Origin of the sequence: Paracoccus aminovorans, from assembly GCF_001546115.1 — a bacterium.
Taxonomy (GTDB): domain Bacteria; phylum Pseudomonadota; class Alphaproteobacteria; order Rhodobacterales; family Rhodobacteraceae; genus Paracoccus; species Paracoccus aminovorans_B.
In genome coordinates, this window is record NZ_KQ955208.1 from 67456 (window position 1) to 85934 (window position 18479).

The 18479-nt window shown below is 68.3% G+C and carries 19 protein-coding genes; 11 read left to right on the forward strand and 8 right to left on the reverse strand.

The features are described from left to right. Positions 1 to 8 precede the first annotated feature (8 nt). From argH to ASV56_RS00325, 4 genes are all read left to right on the forward strand, one after another. Entirely contained in the window at positions 9 to 1406 is a 1398-nt protein-coding gene (argH, locus tag ASV56_RS00315; protein ID WP_062560296.1) for an argininosuccinate lyase, read from the forward strand. Next, positions 1403 to 1570, forward strand: a complete 168-nt coding sequence (locus tag ASV56_RS23890) for a hypothetical protein (protein ID WP_172823712.1) — start codon at positions 1403 to 1405, stop codon at positions 1568 to 1570. Before argH ends, ASV56_RS23890 begins: the two co-directional genes overlap by 4 nt. Before the next feature lie 12 nt (positions 1571 to 1582). Next, on the forward strand, positions 1583 to 2848 hold the full coding sequence (gene lysA, locus ASV56_RS00320) for a diaminopimelate decarboxylase (protein ID WP_062560297.1): 1266 nt from the start codon (positions 1583 to 1585) through the stop codon (positions 2846 to 2848). Positions 2849 to 2938: 90 nt separating this feature from the next. Then, the gene (locus ASV56_RS00325; protein ID WP_367577022.1) at positions 2939 to 5488 is read left to right on the forward strand and encodes a DUF4175 domain-containing protein; all 2550 of its coding nucleotides are present in this window, start codon (positions 2939 to 2941) and stop codon (positions 5486 to 5488) included. Positions 5489 to 5491: 3 nt separating this feature from the next. Here ASV56_RS00325 and ASV56_RS00330 read toward each other — a convergent pair whose 3' ends face one another. Next, positions 5492 to 6337, reverse strand: a complete 846-nt coding sequence (locus ASV56_RS00330; protein WP_062560298.1) for a zinc-ribbon domain-containing protein — start codon at positions 6335 to 6337, stop codon at positions 5492 to 5494. Between the two features lie 136 nt (positions 6338 to 6473). Here ASV56_RS00330 and ASV56_RS00335 point away from each other — a divergent pair, with 136 nt between their 5' ends. Genes ASV56_RS00335 through ASV56_RS00345 form a run of 3 tightly spaced genes read left to right on the forward strand, consistent with a single transcriptional unit; the run spans position 6474 to position 8851 of the window. Further along, complete coding sequence (locus ASV56_RS00335) at positions 6474 to 7148, forward strand: cell division ATP-binding protein FtsE (RefSeq protein ID WP_062560299.1); 675 nt, start codon at positions 6474 to 6476, stop codon at positions 7146 to 7148. Continuing rightward, positions 7145 to 8074 (forward strand): cell division protein FtsX, encoded by a 930-nt coding sequence (locus tag ASV56_RS00340; RefSeq protein ID WP_062560300.1) that lies wholly within the window; start codon positions 7145 to 7147, stop codon positions 8072 to 8074. Before ASV56_RS00335 ends, ASV56_RS00340 begins: the two co-directional genes overlap by 4 nt. Beyond that, entirely contained in the window at positions 8075 to 8851 is a 777-nt protein-coding gene (locus tag ASV56_RS00345) for a lysophospholipid acyltransferase family protein (protein ID WP_062560301.1), read from the forward strand. 169 nt (positions 8852 to 9020) lie between these two features. On the opposite strand, the gene ASV56_RS22365 is transcribed toward ASV56_RS00345, so the two are convergent. From ASV56_RS22365 to ASV56_RS00370, 3 genes are all read right to left on the reverse strand, one after another. Continuing rightward, positions 9021 to 9808, reverse strand: a protein-coding gene (locus ASV56_RS22365) for an IS5 family transposase (RefSeq protein WP_156429016.1) whose coding sequence is annotated in 2 segments (ribosomal slippage) — positions 9021 to 9472 and positions 9472 to 9808 — 789 coding nt in all. Because the reading frame shifts where the segments join, the coding sequence is not laid out codon by codon here. A gap of 320 nt (positions 9809 to 10128) precedes the next feature. After that, positions 10129 to 10916 (reverse strand): IS5 family transposase gene (locus ASV56_RS22370; RefSeq protein WP_123130128.1). Its coding sequence is split into 2 segments (ribosomal slippage): positions 10129 to 10580 and positions 10580 to 10916, totalling 789 coding nucleotides; the frame shifts between segments, so codons are not numbered across the junction. A 50-nt stretch (positions 10917 to 10966) separates the two neighbouring features. Beyond that, on the reverse strand, positions 10967 to 11362 hold the full coding sequence (locus ASV56_RS00370; RefSeq protein WP_062560305.1) for a CHAT domain-containing protein: 396 nt from the start codon (positions 11360 to 11362) through the stop codon (positions 10967 to 10969). 485 nt (positions 11363 to 11847) lie between these two features. Between ASV56_RS00370 and ASV56_RS00375 the strand changes: the two genes are divergently transcribed. Together ASV56_RS00375 and ASV56_RS00380 are read left to right on the forward strand one after the other, a co-directional pair. Next, positions 11848 to 12774 (forward strand): ABC transporter ATP-binding protein, encoded by a 927-nt coding sequence (locus ASV56_RS00375; protein ID WP_062560306.1) that lies wholly within the window; start codon positions 11848 to 11850, stop codon positions 12772 to 12774. Further along, positions 12771 to 13532, forward strand: coding sequence for an ABC transporter permease (locus tag ASV56_RS00380; protein WP_062560307.1), 762 nt, complete (start codon positions 12771 to 12773; stop codon positions 13530 to 13532). Before ASV56_RS00375 ends, ASV56_RS00380 begins: the two co-directional genes overlap by 4 nt. On the opposite strand, the gene ASV56_RS00385 is transcribed toward ASV56_RS00380, so the two are convergent. Beyond that, positions 13522 to 14175 (reverse strand): adenosylcobinamide amidohydrolase, encoded by a 654-nt coding sequence (locus ASV56_RS00385; RefSeq protein ID WP_062560308.1) that lies wholly within the window; start codon positions 14173 to 14175, stop codon positions 13522 to 13524. The two genes, ASV56_RS00380 and ASV56_RS00385, sit on opposite strands and share 11 nt — an antisense overlap. Before the next feature lie 63 nt (positions 14176 to 14238). Beyond that, positions 14239 to 14694, reverse strand: coding sequence for a hypothetical protein (locus ASV56_RS00390; protein WP_062560309.1), 456 nt, complete (start codon positions 14692 to 14694; stop codon positions 14239 to 14241). A 103-nt stretch (positions 14695 to 14797) separates the two neighbouring features. On the opposite strand from ASV56_RS00390, the gene rimO reads away from it, so the two are divergent. Beyond that, positions 14798 to 16168, forward strand: a complete 1371-nt coding sequence (gene rimO / locus ASV56_RS00395; protein ID WP_082724799.1) for a 30S ribosomal protein S12 methylthiotransferase RimO — start codon at positions 14798 to 14800, stop codon at positions 16166 to 16168. Positions 16169 to 16172: 4 nt separating this feature from the next. Here the strand turns inward: rimO and ASV56_RS00400 are convergent, their stop codons facing one another. Beyond that, on the reverse strand, positions 16173 to 16547 hold the full coding sequence (locus tag ASV56_RS00400; RefSeq protein ID WP_062560311.1) for a putative zinc-binding protein: 375 nt from the start codon (positions 16545 to 16547) through the stop codon (positions 16173 to 16175). A 96-nt stretch (positions 16548 to 16643) separates the two neighbouring features. Next, positions 16644 to 17495: a hypothetical protein gene (locus ASV56_RS00405; protein ID WP_062560312.1), complete on the reverse strand. Its 852-nt coding sequence runs from the start codon at positions 17493 to 17495 to the stop codon at positions 16644 to 16646. 118 nt (positions 17496 to 17613) lie between these two features. On the opposite strand from ASV56_RS00405, the gene ASV56_RS00410 reads away from it, so the two are divergent. After that, positions 17614 to 18471: a sulfotransferase family protein gene (locus tag ASV56_RS00410; protein WP_062562173.1), complete on the forward strand. Its 858-nt coding sequence runs from the start codon at positions 17614 to 17616 to the stop codon at positions 18469 to 18471. Positions 18472 to 18479: the final 8 nt, after the last annotated feature.

The following is an 18479-nucleotide window of genomic DNA, read 5'->3' on the forward strand; positions in this document are numbered from 1 at the left end:
GACAATCCATGACCGAGCAGCCCTCCACCGCCAACCAGATGTGGGGCGGACGTTTCGCCGCAGGCCCGGACGCGATCATGGAGGCGATCAATGCCTCGATCGGCTTCGACCAGCGGCTTTATGCCCAGGACATCCGGGGCAGCCGCGCCCATGCGGCGATGCTGGCCGCGCAGGGCATCATCAGCACTAGCGATGCCGAGGCGATCGGGGAAGGCCTTCTCACGGTCTTGTCAGAGATCGAGGCGGGGAATTTCCCGTTCTCGACCGCGCTGGAAGACATCCACATGAACGTGGAATCGCGGCTGAAGGAGGTGGTCGGAGAGCCGGCGGGGCGGCTGCACACGGCGCGAAGCCGCAACGACCAGGTCGCGACCGATTTCCGGCTGTGGGTGCGCGACCAATGCGACGCGGCGATCCAGGGGCTGGACGCGCTGATCCGCGCCACTTTGTCGCAGGCGGAAAAGGGCGCGGATTGGGTTATGCCGGGCTTCACCCATCTGCAGACCGCGCAGCCGGTGACCTGGGGCCACCATATGATGGCCTATGTCGAGATGTTCGGCCGCGACCTGTCGCGCTTCCAGGACGCGCGCAGGCGGATGAACGAATCGCCCCTGGGCGCCGCCGCGCTGGCCGGGACCGGCTTTCCCATCGACCGCGAGGCGACGGCCAAGGCGCTGGGGTTCGAGCGGCCGATGGCGAACAGCCTCGACGCGGTCAGCGACCGGGATTTCGCGCTGGAATACCTGTCCTCGGCGGCGATCTGCGCCGTCCACCTGTCGCGGCTGGCCGAGGAGCTGGTGATCTGGTCCTCGGCCCAGTTCCGCTTCGTCACCATGTCGGACCGGTTCTCGACCGGCTCGTCGATCATGCCGCAGAAGAAGAACCCCGACGCGGCCGAGCTGATCCGGGCCAAGATCGGCCGCATCCTGGGCGCGGCCGTGGCGCTGTTCGTGGTGATGAAGGGCCTGCCCTTGGCCTATTCCAAGGACATGCAGGAGGACAAGGAGCAGGTCTTCGACGCCGCCGACAACCTGATGCTGGCCCTGGCGGCGATGACCGGGATGCTGTCCGACCTGACCGCGAATCGCGAGCGGCTTGAGGCGGCGGCGGGCTCGGGCTTTTCCACCGCGACCGACCTTGCCGACTGGCTGGTGCGCGAGGCCGGGCTGCCCTTCCGCGACGCCCACCATGCCACCGGCGCGCTGGTCGCCATGGCCGAGAAATCGGGCGTGGACCTGCCCGACCTGACGCTGGAGCAGATGCAATCGGTCAATCCGGCGATCACCGCCGATGTCTATAACGTGCTTGGCGTGCATAATTCGGTCGCCTCGCGCATGTCCTATGGCGGCACGGCGCCGACGCAGGTCCGCGCCCAGATCGCCCGCTGGAAGGAGAAGCTGGCATGACGCATTCCCTCCTGATCGCCGCGCTGGCCCTGATGCTGGCGACGCTGGCCGCCTGCGGCGTCGACGGCGCCCCAACGCGCCCGGAATCGACCCGTCCCGAACCGAGCGCGCCCGGCCTGCAGGTCAGCGGCGAGGCGCGGATCGGCGTGATTTCAGAACTCTAGGCCGGGATCTTCATGGATCATTTCAACTATGTCGGTGGTGAGCTGCATGCCGAGGAGGTGCCGCTGTCGCGCATCGCGGCCGAGGTCGGCACGCCGGTCTATGTCTATTCCACCGCGACCCTGACCCGGCATTTCCGGCTGTTCCAGCAGGCGCTGGACTGGACCGATCACCTGGTCTGCTTTGCCGTCAAGTCGAACTCGAACCTGGCGGTGCTGAAGCTGCTGGGCGACCTGGGGGCGGGGATGGATATCGTCTCGGCCGGGGAATATGCCCGCGCTAAGGCGGCGGGCGTGCCGGGCAGCCGCATCGTGTTTTCCGGCGTCGGCAAGACTGCGGGTGAGATGCGCCTGGCGCTGGAGGGCGGCATCCGCCAGTTCAACGTCGAATCCGAGCCCGAGCTGGAGCTGCTGTCGCAGGTGGCCGCCTCGCTGGGGGTCGTCGCGCCCATCGCGGTGCGGGTGAACCCGGACGTGGACGCCAGGACGCATGAGAAGATCGCCACCGGCAAGTCGGAGAACAAGTTCGGCATCCCGATCGCCAAGGCGCGCGCGGTCTATGCCCGGGCGGCGGCCTTGCCCGGGATCGAGGTCGTCGGCATCGACATGCATATCGGCAGCCAGCTGACCGACCTGGAGCCCTATCGGCTGGCCTATGCCAAGATGGCCGACCTGACCCGGGCGCTGCGCGCCGACGGGCACGACATCCGCCGCTTGGACATGGGCGGCGGCCTGGGCATTCCCTATCGCCGCGACAACAACGCCCCGCCCCTGCCCATCGAATACGGCCAGGTGATCCGCGATGCGGTGGGCGATCTGGGCTGCGAGATCGAGATCGAGCCGGGGCGCAATATCTCGGGCAATGCCGGGATCCTGCTGTCCTCGGTGATCTATCTGAAAGAGGGCGAGGGGCGGGATTTCCTGATCCTCGACGCCGCCATGAACGACCTGATCCGCCCGGCGATGTATGCCGCGCATCACGACATCATCCCGGTCATCGAGCCGGCGCCGGGGGCCGAGGTCGCCGCCTTCGACGTCGTCGGCCCGGTCTGCGAGACCGGCGACACCTTCGAGAAGGCGGTGGAGCTGCCGGCGCTGGGGCCGGGCGCGCTGGTGGCGCTGCGCTCGGCCGGGGCTTACGGCGCGGTGATGGCCTCGGAATACAACTCGCGGCCGCTGGTGCCCGAGGTTCTGGTCCGCGGCGATCAATTCGCCGTCATTCGGCCGCGACCGACGCTTGAGGAAATGCTGGGACGCGATACCATCCCGGAATGGCTTTGACCCTGCATCCCGGCGGTTCCCTTGGTGCCGGGGGTTTCACACCCCCGGACCCCCGTGGGATATTTTCCCAAGAAAGAAAGAGGGGGCGCCTTGGCCCGGCCTGAGCCCCCTCGCATCCGGCGGGCCGTCGGGCTGACCCGGGCCGGCATGTGGTGGGAGGCGCTGGCCGGCGCCTTCTGGCCCTTGGCGGTCTTGGCGGCGCTGGTGCTGGCGGCACTGGCTTTCGGGCTGGCCGAGCTGCTGTCGCCGCGCGGATTGCTGTTGGGGTTCGGCGTCTCGGTCCTGGCCGTGGTGCTGGCGGCCGGCTGGGGTCTGCGGCGGTTCCGGCGCCCTTCGGCCGAGGCGGCGCGGGCGCGGGTGGACCGGCTGCTGCCGGGGCGGCCGCTGTCGGCCCTGCGCGACAGGGTGGCGGTCGGCAAGGGCGATGCCGGATCGGCGGCGCTGTGGCAGGCGCATCTGGCGCGGATGCAGGCCGCGGCCGCGGCCGCGCGCGCCGTGGTGCCGGATGCGCGGCTGCGCTGGCGCGATCCGGTGGGGTTGCGGCTGGTCGCGCTGGTGGCGCTGGTCATGGCGCTGGTCTTTGCGCCGCCCGGGCAGCTGGGCCAGGGGCTGGCGGCGCTGGGGGCGAGCTTCCGCCCGGCGCCCGAGGCGCGCGAGGTCGCGGGCGGCCCCTCCTGGGAGGGCTGGGCCGAGCCTCCGGCCTATACCCGGCGGCCGACGCTTTACCTGAACGCCCTGCCCGAGGGCCAGGTGCTGGAACTGCCCAAGGGCAGCAAGCTGAGTTTCCGGCTTTACGGCGAGGGCGCTGCGGTCACCCAGGACATCGGCACGGCGGTCGCGGGCGGCGAGCCCTCGGCGCCCGGTTTCATGGCCGAGCATGACGGCGTGATCGCGGTCGCGGATCGCCGGTTCAAGGTCACCGTCCTGCCCGATGCCGCGCCGCTGGTGGCGCCGGGCAAGGTGCCCGAGCGCCGCGCCGACGGCAAGCTGGTGCAGGATTTCACCGCCAGCGACGACAATGGCGTCGCCGGTGGCGAGGCGCTGATCGCGCTGGACCTTTCTGCCGTGGACCGCCGGTATGGCCTCGCTGCCGAACCCGAGCCGCGCGAGGATGTCGTGGTCGAGCTGCCGCTGCCGGCCAGCGGCTCGCGCCAGCAGATCCGCGACCGGCTGAGCGCCGACCTGTCGCGCCATCCCTGGGCCAACCTGCCGGTCACCGTCACCCTGCGGGCCGAGGACGGCATCGGCCAGCAGGGCGTCTCGGCGCCCTTGCGCATGGTGCTGCCGGGGCGGCGCTTCTTCGACCCGCTGGCGGCGGCGCTGATCGAGGCACGCCGCGACCTTCTGTGGTCGCGCGGCAATGCCGGGGCCGCCGCGCAGATGCTGCGCGCGGCCAGCTGGCAGCCCGAGGGCTTCATGGAGGAGGATCTCTACAACGGCCTGCGCGGCGCCATCGCCACGCTGGAATCCGGCCCCCTGACCGAAGAGGCGCGGGGCAAGCTGGCGCAGGTGCTGTGGGATGCCGCCGTGGCGCTGGAGGATGGCGGGCTGGCCGATGCGCTGGAGCGGATGAGCCAGGCGCAGGAGCGGTTGTCCGAGGCGATCCGCAACGGCGCCAGCCCCGACGAGGTGCAGCGCCTGATGGACGAGCTGAAGGAAGCCACCGATCAGTATCTCGACATGCTGGCGCAGCAACAGGGCGAGGATCCGGCCGAGCGTTTCGACCGCTCGCCGCAGCAGGACCGCCAGCAGATCAGCGGCGACCAGATCCAGCAGATGATGGACGAGATCCAGCGCCTGATGAACGAGGGTCGCATGGCCGAGGCGCAGGAGCTGCTGGAGCAGTTCAACCGCATGATGCAGAACCTGAAGGTGACGACATCGCAGGACGGCTCGGGCGTGCGGCAGCGGCCGATGGACCGGCTGGCCCAGACCCTGCGCGACCAGCAGAAGCTGGCCGACGAGGCCATGCGGGGGATGCAGGACCAATACGGCCAATGGCAGCCCGGCCAGCCCGAACAGGGCCAGGGCGGAGAGGGCCAGGAAAGCGAGCAGCAGGGCACCGGGCAGGGGGACCAGCAGGGCCAGAGCCTGGCCGACCGCCAGCGCGCCCTGCGCGAGGACCTGGGCCGGCAGCGCGGCCTGCTGCCCGGTCGCGGCACGCCGCAGGGCGATGCGGCGCGGCGCCAGCTCGACGAGGCCGGCCGCGCCATGGAAGAGGCCGAGCAGGCGCTGCGCGACGGCGATGCCGCCGGCGCCATGGAGCGGCAGGCCCAGGCGATCCAGTCCATGCGCGAGGGCATGCGGGCGCTGGGCGAGATGACGGCGCAGAACCAGCCGGGCCAGGAGGGCGCGCCGCAGCAGGGCGGGCAGGAGGGCGGGCCCGAGGGACCCTCGGGCGACACGCGCGGCCAGCGCGGTCTTGCGCAGCCCTATGACCGCCAGCCGCAGACCGATCCCCTGGGCCGGGCGCTTTCGGGCGACGGCAGCGCCATCGCCAGCGGCGATCCGCTGGCCGAGGGGCCCGACCCGTCGCGCAAGGCGCGCGAGTTGCAGGACGAGATCCGCCGCCGCTCGGGCGAGCGCGAGCGGCCGCGGGACGAGCGCGACTACCTGGGCCGGCTGCTGGAGAACTTCTGAGCCTCAGTCGCCCAGGATGCGGTCGGAGAGCCAGAGCCGGCCGCGGTCGATGCCCTGCCGCCATTCGGCCAGCGTGGCGCCGCCCCGGTCGGCCGGAATCTGCGGTGCCAGCGCATAGACCGCGACCAGCCCCAGGGCCAGCATCGCCGCAAGTCCGAAGCCCGCGCCATAGCCCGAGCGCCGCCGCTCCGGCGGCAGCAGCACCGGCACGGGCGCGGCCGGGGCGTGTTCGTCGGGCGCGGCGGGGCGCAGCGCGGTGCGGGCTGACTCGAGCGCGGGTTCCGGCGCCGGCGAGGGCTCGGGCAGCGGCGCGGCGGGACGGGTCAGGGTCGCGGCAAGCTCGGCCGCATCGGGCAGGGCGGGCAGCACCGGCTCGGGCGGGTCTGGTTGCGCGGGCGCTGCCGCGGGCTCGGCGGCTTGCGCCCGGGGCTGCGGCTCGGCCGGCGCGGGCTCCGGCGGCATCTCGGGCACGGTCAGCGTGGTGGCCGGCCAGTCGATCTGCGGCGCGGGTTCCTGTGCCTCGGCGGCCGGTTCCGTCGCGGGAATGTGATCGGCCGGGGTTGCGGCGGGTTCGGGCGTCTCGCCCTTGCGGACCCGCAATTCGCGGGCGGCTTCCTCGCGCAGGATGGACAGCACCGACTCGTCCAGCGCGCGGTTCAGCACCGGGCGGGCCTGCGGGTCGAAGCCGGGCTCGGGCGCCGCGGCCACGGGTTCCGGCGCGGATTTTTCAGGCCCTTCCTGGTGCCAGACATGGCCGCAGGCCGAGCATTCGACCTCGCGCCCGGCCGGCGGGATGGCGGCATCGGCGATCTGGTACTGGGCGGCGCAGCGGGGGCAGGTCAGGCGCATGAAATCGTGTCTCCTGGCATTCGGCCTGGCCCCTGCGGGGCGGCTTTCCATTACGCGGGCGTCTCGCATTCGCCGCGCGACTGTTCTATCAAGCCGGAAACGGCGCGCCAAGCAGCCGACAGGCAAGGAGTCATCCGTGATCGAAATGCAGAACCTGTCCTTCGGCTATAGCGGCAACGATCCGCTGCTGGCCGACCTGTCGCTGACGCTTCAGCCGGGCTCGTTCCATTTCCTGACCGGCCCCTCGGGCTCGGGCAAGACCAGCTTCCTGCGGCTGTGCTATGCCGAACTGCTGCCGACCGCCGGGCGCATGACCGCCTTTGGCCAGGACGTGCGCGGCCTGGACCGCGACGGCATCGCCGCGCTGCGCCGGCGCGTCGGCGTGGTGCACCAGGACACGCAGTTCCTCGATCACCTGCCGGTGGCCGAGAACATCGCCCTGCCGCTGATCGTCTCGGGCGAGCCGGTGGACATGCCGGCGCTGGGCGACCTGTTGTCCTGGGTGCAGATGTCGGGCCAGGCCCGCGCCATGCCGCCCGAGCTTTCGGGGGGCGAGCGGCAGCGCGCCGCGCTGGCCCGCGCCGTCATCATGTCGCCCGAACTGATCCTGGCCGACGAGCCGACGGGCAACCTGGACTGGGAGATGTCGATGCGGCTGCTGCAATTGCTGATCGAGCTGAACCGATCCGGCAAGGCGGTGCTGATCGCCACCCATGACCTGAACCTGATCCGCGCCGCCAAGCAGCAGGTGCAGGCGCGGGTGCTGCGCATCGCCGGCAAGCGGCTGCAACTGGCGGGGGCCGACCTGTGAAGAAAGCCGATCTGAAATCGCTGGACCTTGCGGCGCTGTGGCGGGGGCTGACCCGGCCGGACCCGGCGGGCCATGACCGCGTCGTGCCGCCAACCGGCTTCACCGCGCAGCTGACGGTATTCTCGGCCGGTGCCATGGCCTTCCTCGCGGTTTTTGCGCTGGCCCTGGCGCTGGCGACCGGGCGGCTGGCCGATCGCTGGTCCAGCGAGCTGGCGCAGACCGTGACCGTGCGCATCTCGGCGCCCGAGGACCAGATGGACCAGCAGACCCGCACGGTGATGGAGGTCCTGCAGACCACCCCCGGCATCGCCGAATCGCGGCTTCTGCCCGACGACGAGGTGGAGAAGCTGCTGGAACCCTGGTTCGGCCCCGACGTGCCGGTCGAGGCGCTGCCGGTGCCGCGCCTGATCGAGGTCACCGAGGCCGCCGAGGGTTTCGACGCCGAGGCGCTGCGCCTGCGCCTGCAGGGCGAGGCACCGGGCGCAGTGCTGGACGACCACACCCGCTGGCGCGAGCCGCTGGTTTCCGCCGCGAACCGGCTGCGGGCGCTGGGGCTGATCTCGCTGGCGCTGATCGCGGCCGCCTCGGCGGCGATGATCACGCTGGCGGCCAAGGCGGCGATGGCCGCGAACGGACAGGTGATCCGGGTGCTGCGGCTGATCGGCGCGCGCGACATCACCATCGCCACCGCCTTCGTGCGCCGCTTCACCCGCCGCGCCGCCATGGGGGCGGCGGGCGGCACCGTGCTTGGCATGGCCGCGGTCTGGGCGCTGCCGTCGATGGACCAGGCCGGGGGCTTCCTGACCGGTCTGGGGTTCCAGGGCTGGGGCTGGCTCTGGCCGCTGCTGGTGCCCATTGCCGCGGCCGCCATCGGTTTCGCCGCCACCCGCTGGGCGGCGTTGAAGATCCTGCGCGAGGTGCGCTGAGTGAGCCATTACCAGCCGCGCCCGCCCTCGATCCTCGACTGGCCGCGCACGCTGGCCTATTACCTCTATATCGCGCTGGCGACGCTGGTGCTGGGGCTCTGGGGGCTGCCGCAGGCCCTGCGCGGGACCGAGGCCGCGAACCGCGTCGCCGGGGTCTGGCTCGGTCAGATGCTGGGCGCGGCCCGCGTCATCCTGGGCCTGCGGGTCGAGGTGCGGGGCACGCCGCCCAGCGGCGACTGCATCGTCGCCGCCAAGCACCAGAGCTTTCTCGACATCCTGGCGCTGGCCCAGGCCTGTCCGCGCCGCGCCTTCGTGATGAAGCGCGAGGTGCTGCGCGTGCCGATCATGGGCTGGTTCGCCCGCAAGGTCGGCTGCATCCCCATCGACCGCGCGCGCGGCAAAGAGGCGCTGAAGCAGATCATCGCCGAGGTCGAGGCCGCCCGCGCCCGCCCCGAGGGGCTGGGCCAGCTAATCATCTATCCCGAGGGCACCCGCACCAGGCCCGGCCAGCGCCTGCCCTACAAGCACGGCGCCGGCACCATCCAGCGCGCCACCGGCCTGACCATCCACCCGGTCGCGGTGAATTGCGGCATGTTCTGGCCCAAGCGCGGCATCCCGATCCGCGGCGGCACCGCGGTGATCGAATTCCTGGAACCGCTGCCGATGGGCGCACGCTCCTCGCAGGTCATGGAGCTGCTGGAGGCCCGCATCGAGCCGGCGAGCGACCGCCTCTTCGCCGAGGCGGGGGGCGCGAAGGCACTGGACCGGGCCGGCTGATCCGTGTGCCTGCGGCGCTCGCAGTTCTGGAGGTGCCGTTTGTGAAGGTCGGCTAAGCAGGACGGAGTGGACGGTCATCGTGCGCGATTTCGTGGTCGGCTTGTTAAGGTCGCCGTTTTGTCGAACCTGCTGCGCTTATGCCCAGAACTTATCCCCGCCTTGGCCTAGGTCATGTTGACAAATGGCGGAGCCAGAGGCGGATCGACGTGATATCGATGAAGCCAAGGAAGCTTTCGGCGGTCTTGTCGTAGCGGGTGGCGACACGGCGAGCGTTCTTGAGCTTGTGGAAGCACCGCTCGACAAGGTTCCGCAGCCGGTAGAGCCTGCGATCGTCAGCGACACGGAGCCTGCGAGACTTGCGCATCGGGACCCCCGGAAGGATGCTACGCGCCTCCATGTTTTTGCGAACCTTGTCGGAGTCATAGCCTCGATCGGCCAGCAGGATGCAAGGCTCCGGCAGGTTGTCGTCCATGACCAGATCAAAGCCCAGGTAGGCCGATGTCTGGCCCGGCGTGATGTCCGACCTCATTGGCAGCCCGGCAGCATTGACGCGCAGGTGGACCTTGGTCGTGAAACCACCTCTTGAGCGGCCAAAACCCTGTCTTGGAGTCCCCCTTTTGCGCCCGCTGCCTGATGATGGGCGCGGATCACGGGGATGGCGATCATCTGGAGCGCATCCGGCACGATCCGACTTTCGTTCAGCGCTTCGAGGATCTGCTCCCACAACCCCGCCAGGGTCCAGCGCCGGAACTGGCGGTAGACACTGGACCACTTCCCGAACTCTTCTGGGAGGTCGCGCCAAGGAGAGCCGGTCCGCGCGATCCAGAAAATCCCATCAAGAACAAGGCGGTGATTTGCGGGCTTGCGCCCGTTCGGGGCGCGCACGGCCAGAATGAAGCGCTCATGAAACGCCCATTCCTCGTCCGACATCAGGTCTCGTGCCAAGCTGGTCTCCATTGCAGGTACCAGCTTGAATCACGATCAGGCCACCCTGTGAATCCCTTTTGTCAACACCACCTAGGTTTCTTTTTGGGCTTCTTGTATGAGTGAACGTCAACTTCTTCGAAGCCTTTTTTATTGTCTGACCGACAGAAGAACTTGATGTTGACTTCGAACAGGGCTGACGCCTTCGTCAGAGTCTCAGTCAATCTTGCGCGGTTAAACTTCTCGGCATCTTTGAGGAACATGAGATGGTACAAGGAAGCCCAAAACAGCGCGGCCCGATGAAATGCAATGTCATCTTCAGGCCCCATAATGGAAAAGCATTCCGTCTTAGGTCATGTTGACAAATGGCGGAGCCAGAGGCGGATCGACGTGATATCGATGAAGCCAAGGAAGCTTTCGGCGGTCTTGTCGTAGCGGGTGGCGACACGGCGAGCGTTCTTGAGCTTGTTGAAGCACCGCTCGACAAGGTTCCGCAGCCGGTAGAGCCTGCGATCGACAGCGACACGGAGCCTGCGAGACTTGCGCATCGGGACCACCGGCAGGATGCTACGCGCCTCCATGGTTTTGCGAACCTTGTCGGAGTCATAGCCGCGATCGGCCAGCAGGATGCAAGGCTCCGGCAGGTTGTCGTCCATGACCAGATCAAAGCCCAGGTAGTCCGATGTCTGGCCCGGCGTGATGTCCGACCTCATTGGCAGCCCGGCAGCATTGACGCGCAGGTGGACCTTGGTCGTGAAACCACCTCTTGAACGGCCAAAACCCTGTCTTGGAGTCCCCCTTTTGCGCCCGCTGCCTGATGATGGGCGCGGATCACGGTGCTGTCGATCATCTGGAGCGCATCCGGCACGATCCGACTTTCGTTCAGCGCTTCGAGGATCTGCTCCCACAACCCCGCCAGGGTCCAGCGCCGGAACTGGCGGTAGACACTGGACCACTTCCCGAACTCTTCTGGGAGGTCGCGCCAAGGAGAGCCGGTCCGCGCGATCCAGAAAATCCCATCAAGAACAAGGCGGTGATTTGCGGGCTTGCGCCCGTTCGGGGCGCGCACGGCCAGAATGAAGCGCTCATGAAACGCCCATTCCTCGTCCGACATCAGGTCTCGTGCCAAGCTGGTCTCCATTGCAGGTACCAGCTTGAATCACGATCAGGCCACCCTGTGAATCCCTTTTGTCAACACCACCTAGGTATCACGTAAGCTGCCATGTCTTTGTGGACCATGGAGCAAGCTGATAAGAAAAGCCTCCTGCCCTTGAGATGGGGCTGTAACAAGTCGCCCAACTCGTCGAAGTCGATGGTTTCCTGATTGGTGGTGCACATTCCCTCCGGGTCTCCATGTGCGGAAATATGGAGATATCGGTATCGGGACTTGCCAAATTCCTTGACTGCCGCCTTGAACTCTTCGATCGTCCGGACGTACCGATAGAGCGGTTGCTTTTTATGCAATCTCAAAATTTGCGAGATCACGCCGCCTTCAAATCGGCCGTTACCCTCGTCATCCGGATCCAAGCTCTCGATAATAAACACGTCAGCCTTTGTGCTCAATTTAGCCTCATGCAGTTGGGACATCAACTCAGCCATCCTGAGTGACTAACTGCTCAAGAAATATGTCGGCAGCCTGGAAGATGCAAACAACGAAAAAGTAGCCGGCCGTCCGCAAAGGGCTCGGAGCGCTTGTCGCATGCGAGGTGGGATCGTAGTGCTTGACGGCCGGCGCGGCAACAGCGATGCGGGACGAAGCCTTTGGCCTCTCGCACGGTGTCAACTTGATCCGGCCATAAATCGCCGCGCTTCATAAGGTCATTGATGACCCCCGCCACCAAGGGTCTGTCGGCGCTGTCTTGCTGCATCGCTATCCCTCACAAGATACCATATAACCCATAGGCCGACCGGGAAACCCGCCGGCTTCCAGCCCTCCGCACCGTTTCTGCCGCGCGGGAACCCGCAGCGCGGCAAGGTCCCTTTTGACGAAATCCCGCGCGGGGGTCATTGTGCCGCGGCGCCGCGGACCCTACCTTCCACTCCGCCCCAGCGGCCGGAATTCAGGAGGACCGATGCGTCCGATCATTGATATCGACCATATTTCAAAGCGGTATGAAAGCGGCACCGTGGCGCTGAACGACGTGTCCCTGCAGATCGAGTCGGGCGAGATCCTGGCGCTGCTCGGCCCGAACGGCGCCGGCAAGACCACGCTGATCTCGATCATCTGCGGCCTCGTGGTGCCGACCGACGGCACCGTGCGCGTCGGCGGCCATGACATCCGCAGCGACTGGCGCGCGGCGCGCAAGCTGATCGGCCTGGTGCCGCAGGAGATCGCGCTCGAGCCCTTCGAGAAGGTCATCGACTGCGTGCGCTTCACCCGCGGCCTTTACGGCGAGCCGCCGGACGAGGCCTATCTGGAAAGCCTGCTGCGCAGCCTGGCGCTGTGGGACAAGCGCGACGCCAGGACGCGCGAGCTGTCGGGCGGCATGAAGCGGCGGGTGCTGATCGCCAAGGCGCTGTCGCACCGGCCCAAGGTGCTGTTCCTGGACGAGCCCACCGCCGGGGTCGACGTGGCGCTGCGGCGCGAGATGTGGCAGGTGGTGCGCGACCTGCGGGCGCAGGGCGTGACCATCATCCTGACCACGCATTACCTGGAAGAGGCCGAGGACATGGCCGACCGCATCGGCGTCATCAGCCGCGGCCAGCTGCTGCTGGTCAAGCCCAAGGCCGAACTGATGGGCGAATTCGGCAAGAAGCGCCTGACCATCGAGCTTTACCAGCCGGTGACGGACCTGCCGCCGGCCCTGGCCGGGCGGCTCGAGCGGTCCGAGAACGGCATGCGGCTGGGCTACGACTACGACACCCGGGCCGAGCGCACCGGCATCGCCCGGCTGCTGGCGGAACTGGCCGAGCATGGCATCGCGGTGCGCGACGTCGCGACCAAGCAGAGCAGCCTCGAGGAGATCTTCATCTCGCTGGTCGAGGAGGAAACCGCATGAACTGGCGTTCCGCGCAGGCGATCTTCAACCATGAAATGGCGCGGTTCTTCCGCACGGTCTGGCAGTCGCTGGCCTCGCCGGTGCTGTCCACCGTGCTGTATTTCGTCGTCTTCGGCGCCGCCATCGGCGGGCGCATCCAGTCGGTCGAGGGCGTGCCCTATGGCGCCTTCATCGTGCCCGGGCTGATGATGCTGACCGTGCTGCAGCAATCGGTCAGCAACGCCAGTTTCGGCATCTATTTCCCGAAATTCTCGGGCACGATCTATGAGCTTCTGGTGGCGCCGACCGGCTGGATCGAGGTCACGCTGGGCTTCGTCGGCGCCGCGGCCGCCAAGGCCGTGCTGATCGCGCTGGTGATCCTCTTGACCAGCTTCTGGTTCAACGGCGTCCATATCGCGCATCCGCTCTGGATGCTGGCCTTCCTGGTGCTGACGGCGCTGGGCTTCTCGCTTCTGGGCTTCATCATCGGGCTGTGGGCCAAGTCCTTCGAGCAATTGCAGATCGTGCCGATGATGGTGATCACGCCGCTGGTCTTCCTGGGCGGCGCCTTCTACTCGGCCTCGATGCTGCCGCCGTTCTGGGAGGCGGTGGCGAAGCTGAACCCGGTGCTCTACCTGATCTCGGGCTTCCGCTGGAGCTTCTTCGACCTCGCCGACGTGCCGGTCGGCACCTCGCTGGCGGCGGTCGGGCTGATGATCCTGGTCTGCATGGGCGCGATCCGCTGGATCTTCCTGACCGGCTGGCGGCTCAGGGAATAGGCGCGGCCTGCACCTGCCGGCCGTGGCGGGCCACCCAGGCCAGGGCCCCGCGCAGGACGGCGTCGTGGACGCAATGCCCGACCGCCTCGCCCAGTTCGGTATGCAGCCCGGCGAAACGCTCGGGGCCCGGATCGCAGGCCAGCGCGATGCAATCCGTGCCGGTTCCCGTCGCAAGCCCCGAGGGCAACGCCACCTGCGCCGCCAGAACGGCGGCGGTGCGCGCCTGGGCGGCGATGCTCAGCGCCTCGATCATGGCGGCATCGGTCAGCCCGGCCTCGACCAGAACCGCGATATTGATCGTGCCGTAGCCCGCGCGGGGAAACGCCCGCCGGTGGCCGACCCGCTCGGCATTGCCAAGGCCCACCGTCGCCAGGCATGTGGCCGGGCCGGCCGTGGCCGTCACGGCATGCTCCAGCCCGCGCGAGGTCATCATGCCGACAGCCGCGGCGTGGCCGATGCCCGCCATCTCGGCCGCAAGCCAGGCCGTGGCGTCGAAACCGGGCGCCAGGTCGGCGTCGCGCACCTGCCGCCACAGGACATGCCGGGCGCGGCGAAAGCCGGGGCGATGCGGCGCAAAGGACAGCACGCGCCGCGGCCGGCCCAGGTCGGCGATCAGCCAGGGCGTGTCATATGTGATCCGCATGCCATCCCCCGCTGCCCCCGACCGGCGGTTACGCGGCCGGGCCGCGAGATGCAACCGGCAGCGTCAGCGGCACAGCCGGGTCTGCGGGTCCAGCGCGACATATTGCCGGGCGCTGATCTTGTGCATGTTCAGCGAATGCTTCCACTCGCCGTTCCATTTGCGCAGGATGCCACCCCGGTAATATTGCGCCATCAGCTCGTCCACGATCGGCGGGATGATCGAGGTGCCGGGGATGCGCGGCGCGTGGAAGCCCACCGTGGCGCCCGGTCCCAGGCAGGCATTGGGCAGGGTGATGTAGATCGTGCAGGCCGAGCGGCAATAGCCCCGCACCTCGACCGGCCGGCCGCTGCGGGCCAGCTGGTTGCGATACTGGATCGCCTCCAGCACATTGCCGCCCTTGTTGTTCAGGATGACGATGGGCTTGCCGCGCGGCTGCGCGCTTGCCGGGGGGGCGGCGAGCAGCCCCATGGACAGCGCGGCGGCCAGCGAAAGACGGGTCAGGATGGATGGCATGCTCATGTCCCTTGCTATGCCTTGCCGAACGCGGAACGCCAAATGACGTTCCGGCGAGCCGCGCTTCCTGCTTAACAAGCGGCCCGCTTGCCACTATATGCCGCGCATCATGAGCCAGAACCCGCCCCTGTTGCGCCCCGATCTCGCCCCCCGCCCGATCTTCGACATCACGCGAAGGGACGGGCAACCGACCATCGGCATGGTCAGCCTCGGCTGTCCCAAGGCGCTGGTGGACAGCGAGCGCATTCTGACCCGCCTGCGGGCCGAGGGTTACGCCATCAGCCCCGACTACAAGGGCGCCGGCGCGGTGATCGTGAACACCTGCGGCTTCCTCGATTCGGCCAAGGCCGAGTCGCTGCAGGCCATCGGCGAGGCGCTGTCGGAAAACGGCAAGGTGATCGTCACCGGCTGCCTGGGGGCCGAGCCGGAATACATCACCGGCGCGCACCCTTCCGTGCTGGCGGTGACCGGGCCGCAGCAATACGAGCAGGTGCTGGACGCGGTGCATTCCGCCGTGCCGCCCAGTCCCGATCCGTTCGTGGACCTGCTGCCGGCCAGCGGCGTCAAGCTGACGCCGCGGCATTACAGCTATCTGAAGATCTCCGAGGGCTGCAACCACGCCTGCAAGTTCTGCATCATCCCCGACATGCGCGGCAAGCTGGTCAGCCGCCCGGCGCATGCGGTGATCCGCGAGGCCGAGAAGCTGGTCGAGGCCGGCGTGCGCGAGCTGCTGGTGATCTCGCAGGATTCCTCGGCCTACGGCCTCGACCGCAAATATGCGACCGAACGTGGCTACCGCGCCCATATCACCGACCTGGCCCGCGATCTGGGCGGGCTGGGCGCCTGGGTGCGGCTGCATTACGTCTATCCCTATCCGCATGTGCGCGACCTGATCCCGTTGATGGCCGAGGGGCTGGTGCTGCCTTATCTCGACATCCCCTTCCAGCATGCGCATCCGGACACGCTGCGCCGCATGGCGCGGCCGGCGGCAGCGGCCAGGACGCTGGACGAGATCGCCGCCTGGCGCGCGATCTGCCCGGAGATCACCCTGCGCTCGACCTTCATCGTCGGCTATCCGGGCGAGACCGAGGCCGAGTTCCAGACCCTGCTCGACTGGCTGGACGAGGCGCAGCTGGATCGCGTCGGCTGCTTCCAGTACGAGAACGTCAAGGGCGCACGGGCGAACCTGCTGCCCGACCACGTTCCCGACGCGGTCAAGCAGGAACGCTGGGACCGCTTCATGGAAAAGGCGCAGGCGATCTCGGAGGCGAAGCTCGCCGCCAAGGTCGGCCGCCGCATCGAGGTGATCGTCGATTCGGTCGATGCCGAGGGCGCCACCTGCCGCACCAAGGCCGATGCGCCCGAGATCGACGGCAACCTGTTCATCGACGAAGGCTTCGAGAGCCTGAGCCCCGGCGACATCGTGACGGTGACGGTGGACGAGGCCGGGGAATACGACCTTTGGGGCCGGCTGGACTGACGGCCTAGGCGCCGGCGGCCGGAACCAGGGCCTCGGCCAGTTCCGACAGCACCCGCTCGGCCTCCTCGGGGTCGAAATCGGTCTTGTAGCGCTTGCGGACGCCGTGGTCGGACAGCAGGTGGTATTGCGACGGCGCGACGCCATGGCGGCCAAGGCAGTTGCGCACGCAGGCCAGCGCGCAGCCGTCGATGGCGATGATCGGCCGGCCCGCGGTGGCGATGCGCACCAGCTTCGGCACGTCGCCGCCGACACCGGCGATGCAGGACATTTCGGCCAGTCCGCGGCGGTCCATCTGCACCGCGAGGTAATTCGCCATCTGCGCCGCGCTGGAGCAGCCAGAGCAGGAATAGACCAGGGGCAGCTGGGCGTGCGCGTTCATCACCGACCTCGCATACACTTTCGGCCAGTGAACCACGGCCGGCCCGGCCCTGTCGACGGACAAGGTGTCGCATGCCGGCAGGGTTGACGGCGTGGACTACATGCAGCCTTCCAGCAGCGTCTCCAGCTCGGCCGCATCGCGGCGATAGCGGGCCATGGTGCGCTGCATCGTCGCCTGGAAGGTCGCCTTGGTCGCCATCAGCCCGCCCGAGGTCTCGAGCCGGCGGTTGAAGGCGCCCTCGAGCTCGCGGTTGTAGCTGGCCATCGCCTTGGCGATCTGCGCCGCCGCGCAGACCCGCTTCGAGGCCGGCGTGTCCACCGTATCGGCGGTGCGCTGGATCAGCCCGGCCGTCGCCTCGACCGCTGCCTCGGCCGTGCGGGCATTGGTGGCGCTACGGCCCTGGGCGCCGGTGATATTGTCGATGCTGGACCAGCCCCCCAGCGCCAGGTCGGCCGTGCCCTTGGCATAGGCGCCGCCGGCGCCCTTGGCCGGCGTATGGGTCAGCGCCCGCTGCGCCAGGGTGCGTGCGAATTCCTTGCCCGAGACCGAGCCGTTCGCCACCCCCGTAGCACCGCCATAGACGTCGCTGAAGGTCTGCGTGCCATCGGCCAGCGCCCGCACCGCGTCGCCTGCCTTCAGCCCCGAGACCTGCATGATCGCCGCGCCCAGGTCCAGCGTCGCCAGCGCCGTCTTGTGGATCAGGTCGACGACCAGCCAGACCCGGCCCTCGTCGTTCAGCCGGTCCAGCTCCAAGGTCATCTCGCGGTATTCGCGCTCGGCCGCGGCGATCAGGCGGCGCAGGTTGTCGAGCTTGGCGCGGTTGTCGCGGCATTGCGCCGGCGGCAGCACGCGCGCGCGCCGCATCGCATCGCCCGGGCTGAGGATCGACTTGCGCGGCACCGGGCTGTGCTGCGGCGCTTGGCGGTTGTTGGGCAGGAAACCGGTCATGTGCACCTCCGTTGCGCGAGAGGTTAACCATGCGCGCGCCGGCTGTCGATATGCGGCTTCCCCCTTCGGCCGGGCTGGCTTAGGTAGGGGCTGACGGTGACGGATGAAGGCGGAACGCATGAACTGGGACCCCGAAGGCAAGCCCCGCAAGCCCGATTTCGTGGGAATCGGCGCGCAAAAGGCCGGCACGACCTGGCTGTCGCAGATGCTCTCGCAGCATCCCGAGGTCTGGACGCCGCCCTTCAAGGAGGTGCAGTTCTTCAACCACCGCTTCATCGAGGAACACCGCAAATGGCTGCCCTGGCATTTCCGCCGCGGCCGCCAGAACATCCAGAAGCGCTGGGACGCCAAGGGCGAAGAGATGCCGCCCGCGATGACGCGCTATCTGAACCGCATCACGCGCGAGCCGATGTTCACCAACCACTGGTACAAGCTGGTGTTCTCGCCCGCGCCGGCCGGCACGCATCCGATCGACGTGACGCCGGAATATTCGACGCTGCCGGTGGAGGGCGTGGAGTTCGTGGCGAAATTCCTGCCCGATGCCAAGTTCGTCTATATCATCCGCCACCCCGTCGACCGGGCGGTGTCGCAGCTGAAGATGAACCTGACCCGCGCCCGCCGCAAACCCAAGACCGTCGAGGACTGGCTCCATGAAGTCGAGGATCCGGTGCTGATGGATCGCGGCGACTACATGAGCTACGTCCCGCGCTGGAACGCGCATTTCGGGCCGGACCGGCTGCTCTACATGCCCTTCGGCATGATCGCCCGCGACCCCCTGGGTTTCCTGCGCCGGGTCGAGGACTTCCTGGGCCTGCCGCCGCATGACTATCGCGACATCGGCAAGAAGGTCTTTGCCTCGGACAATGCGCTGGCGCTGCCCGACAAGGCCCGCGCCCGGCTGCGCGAGAAGCTCGAGCCGCAATTCGGCTTCCTCGACCGCACCTTCGGACTGGATTTCACCAAGGCTTTCCGCTGAGACTTTCC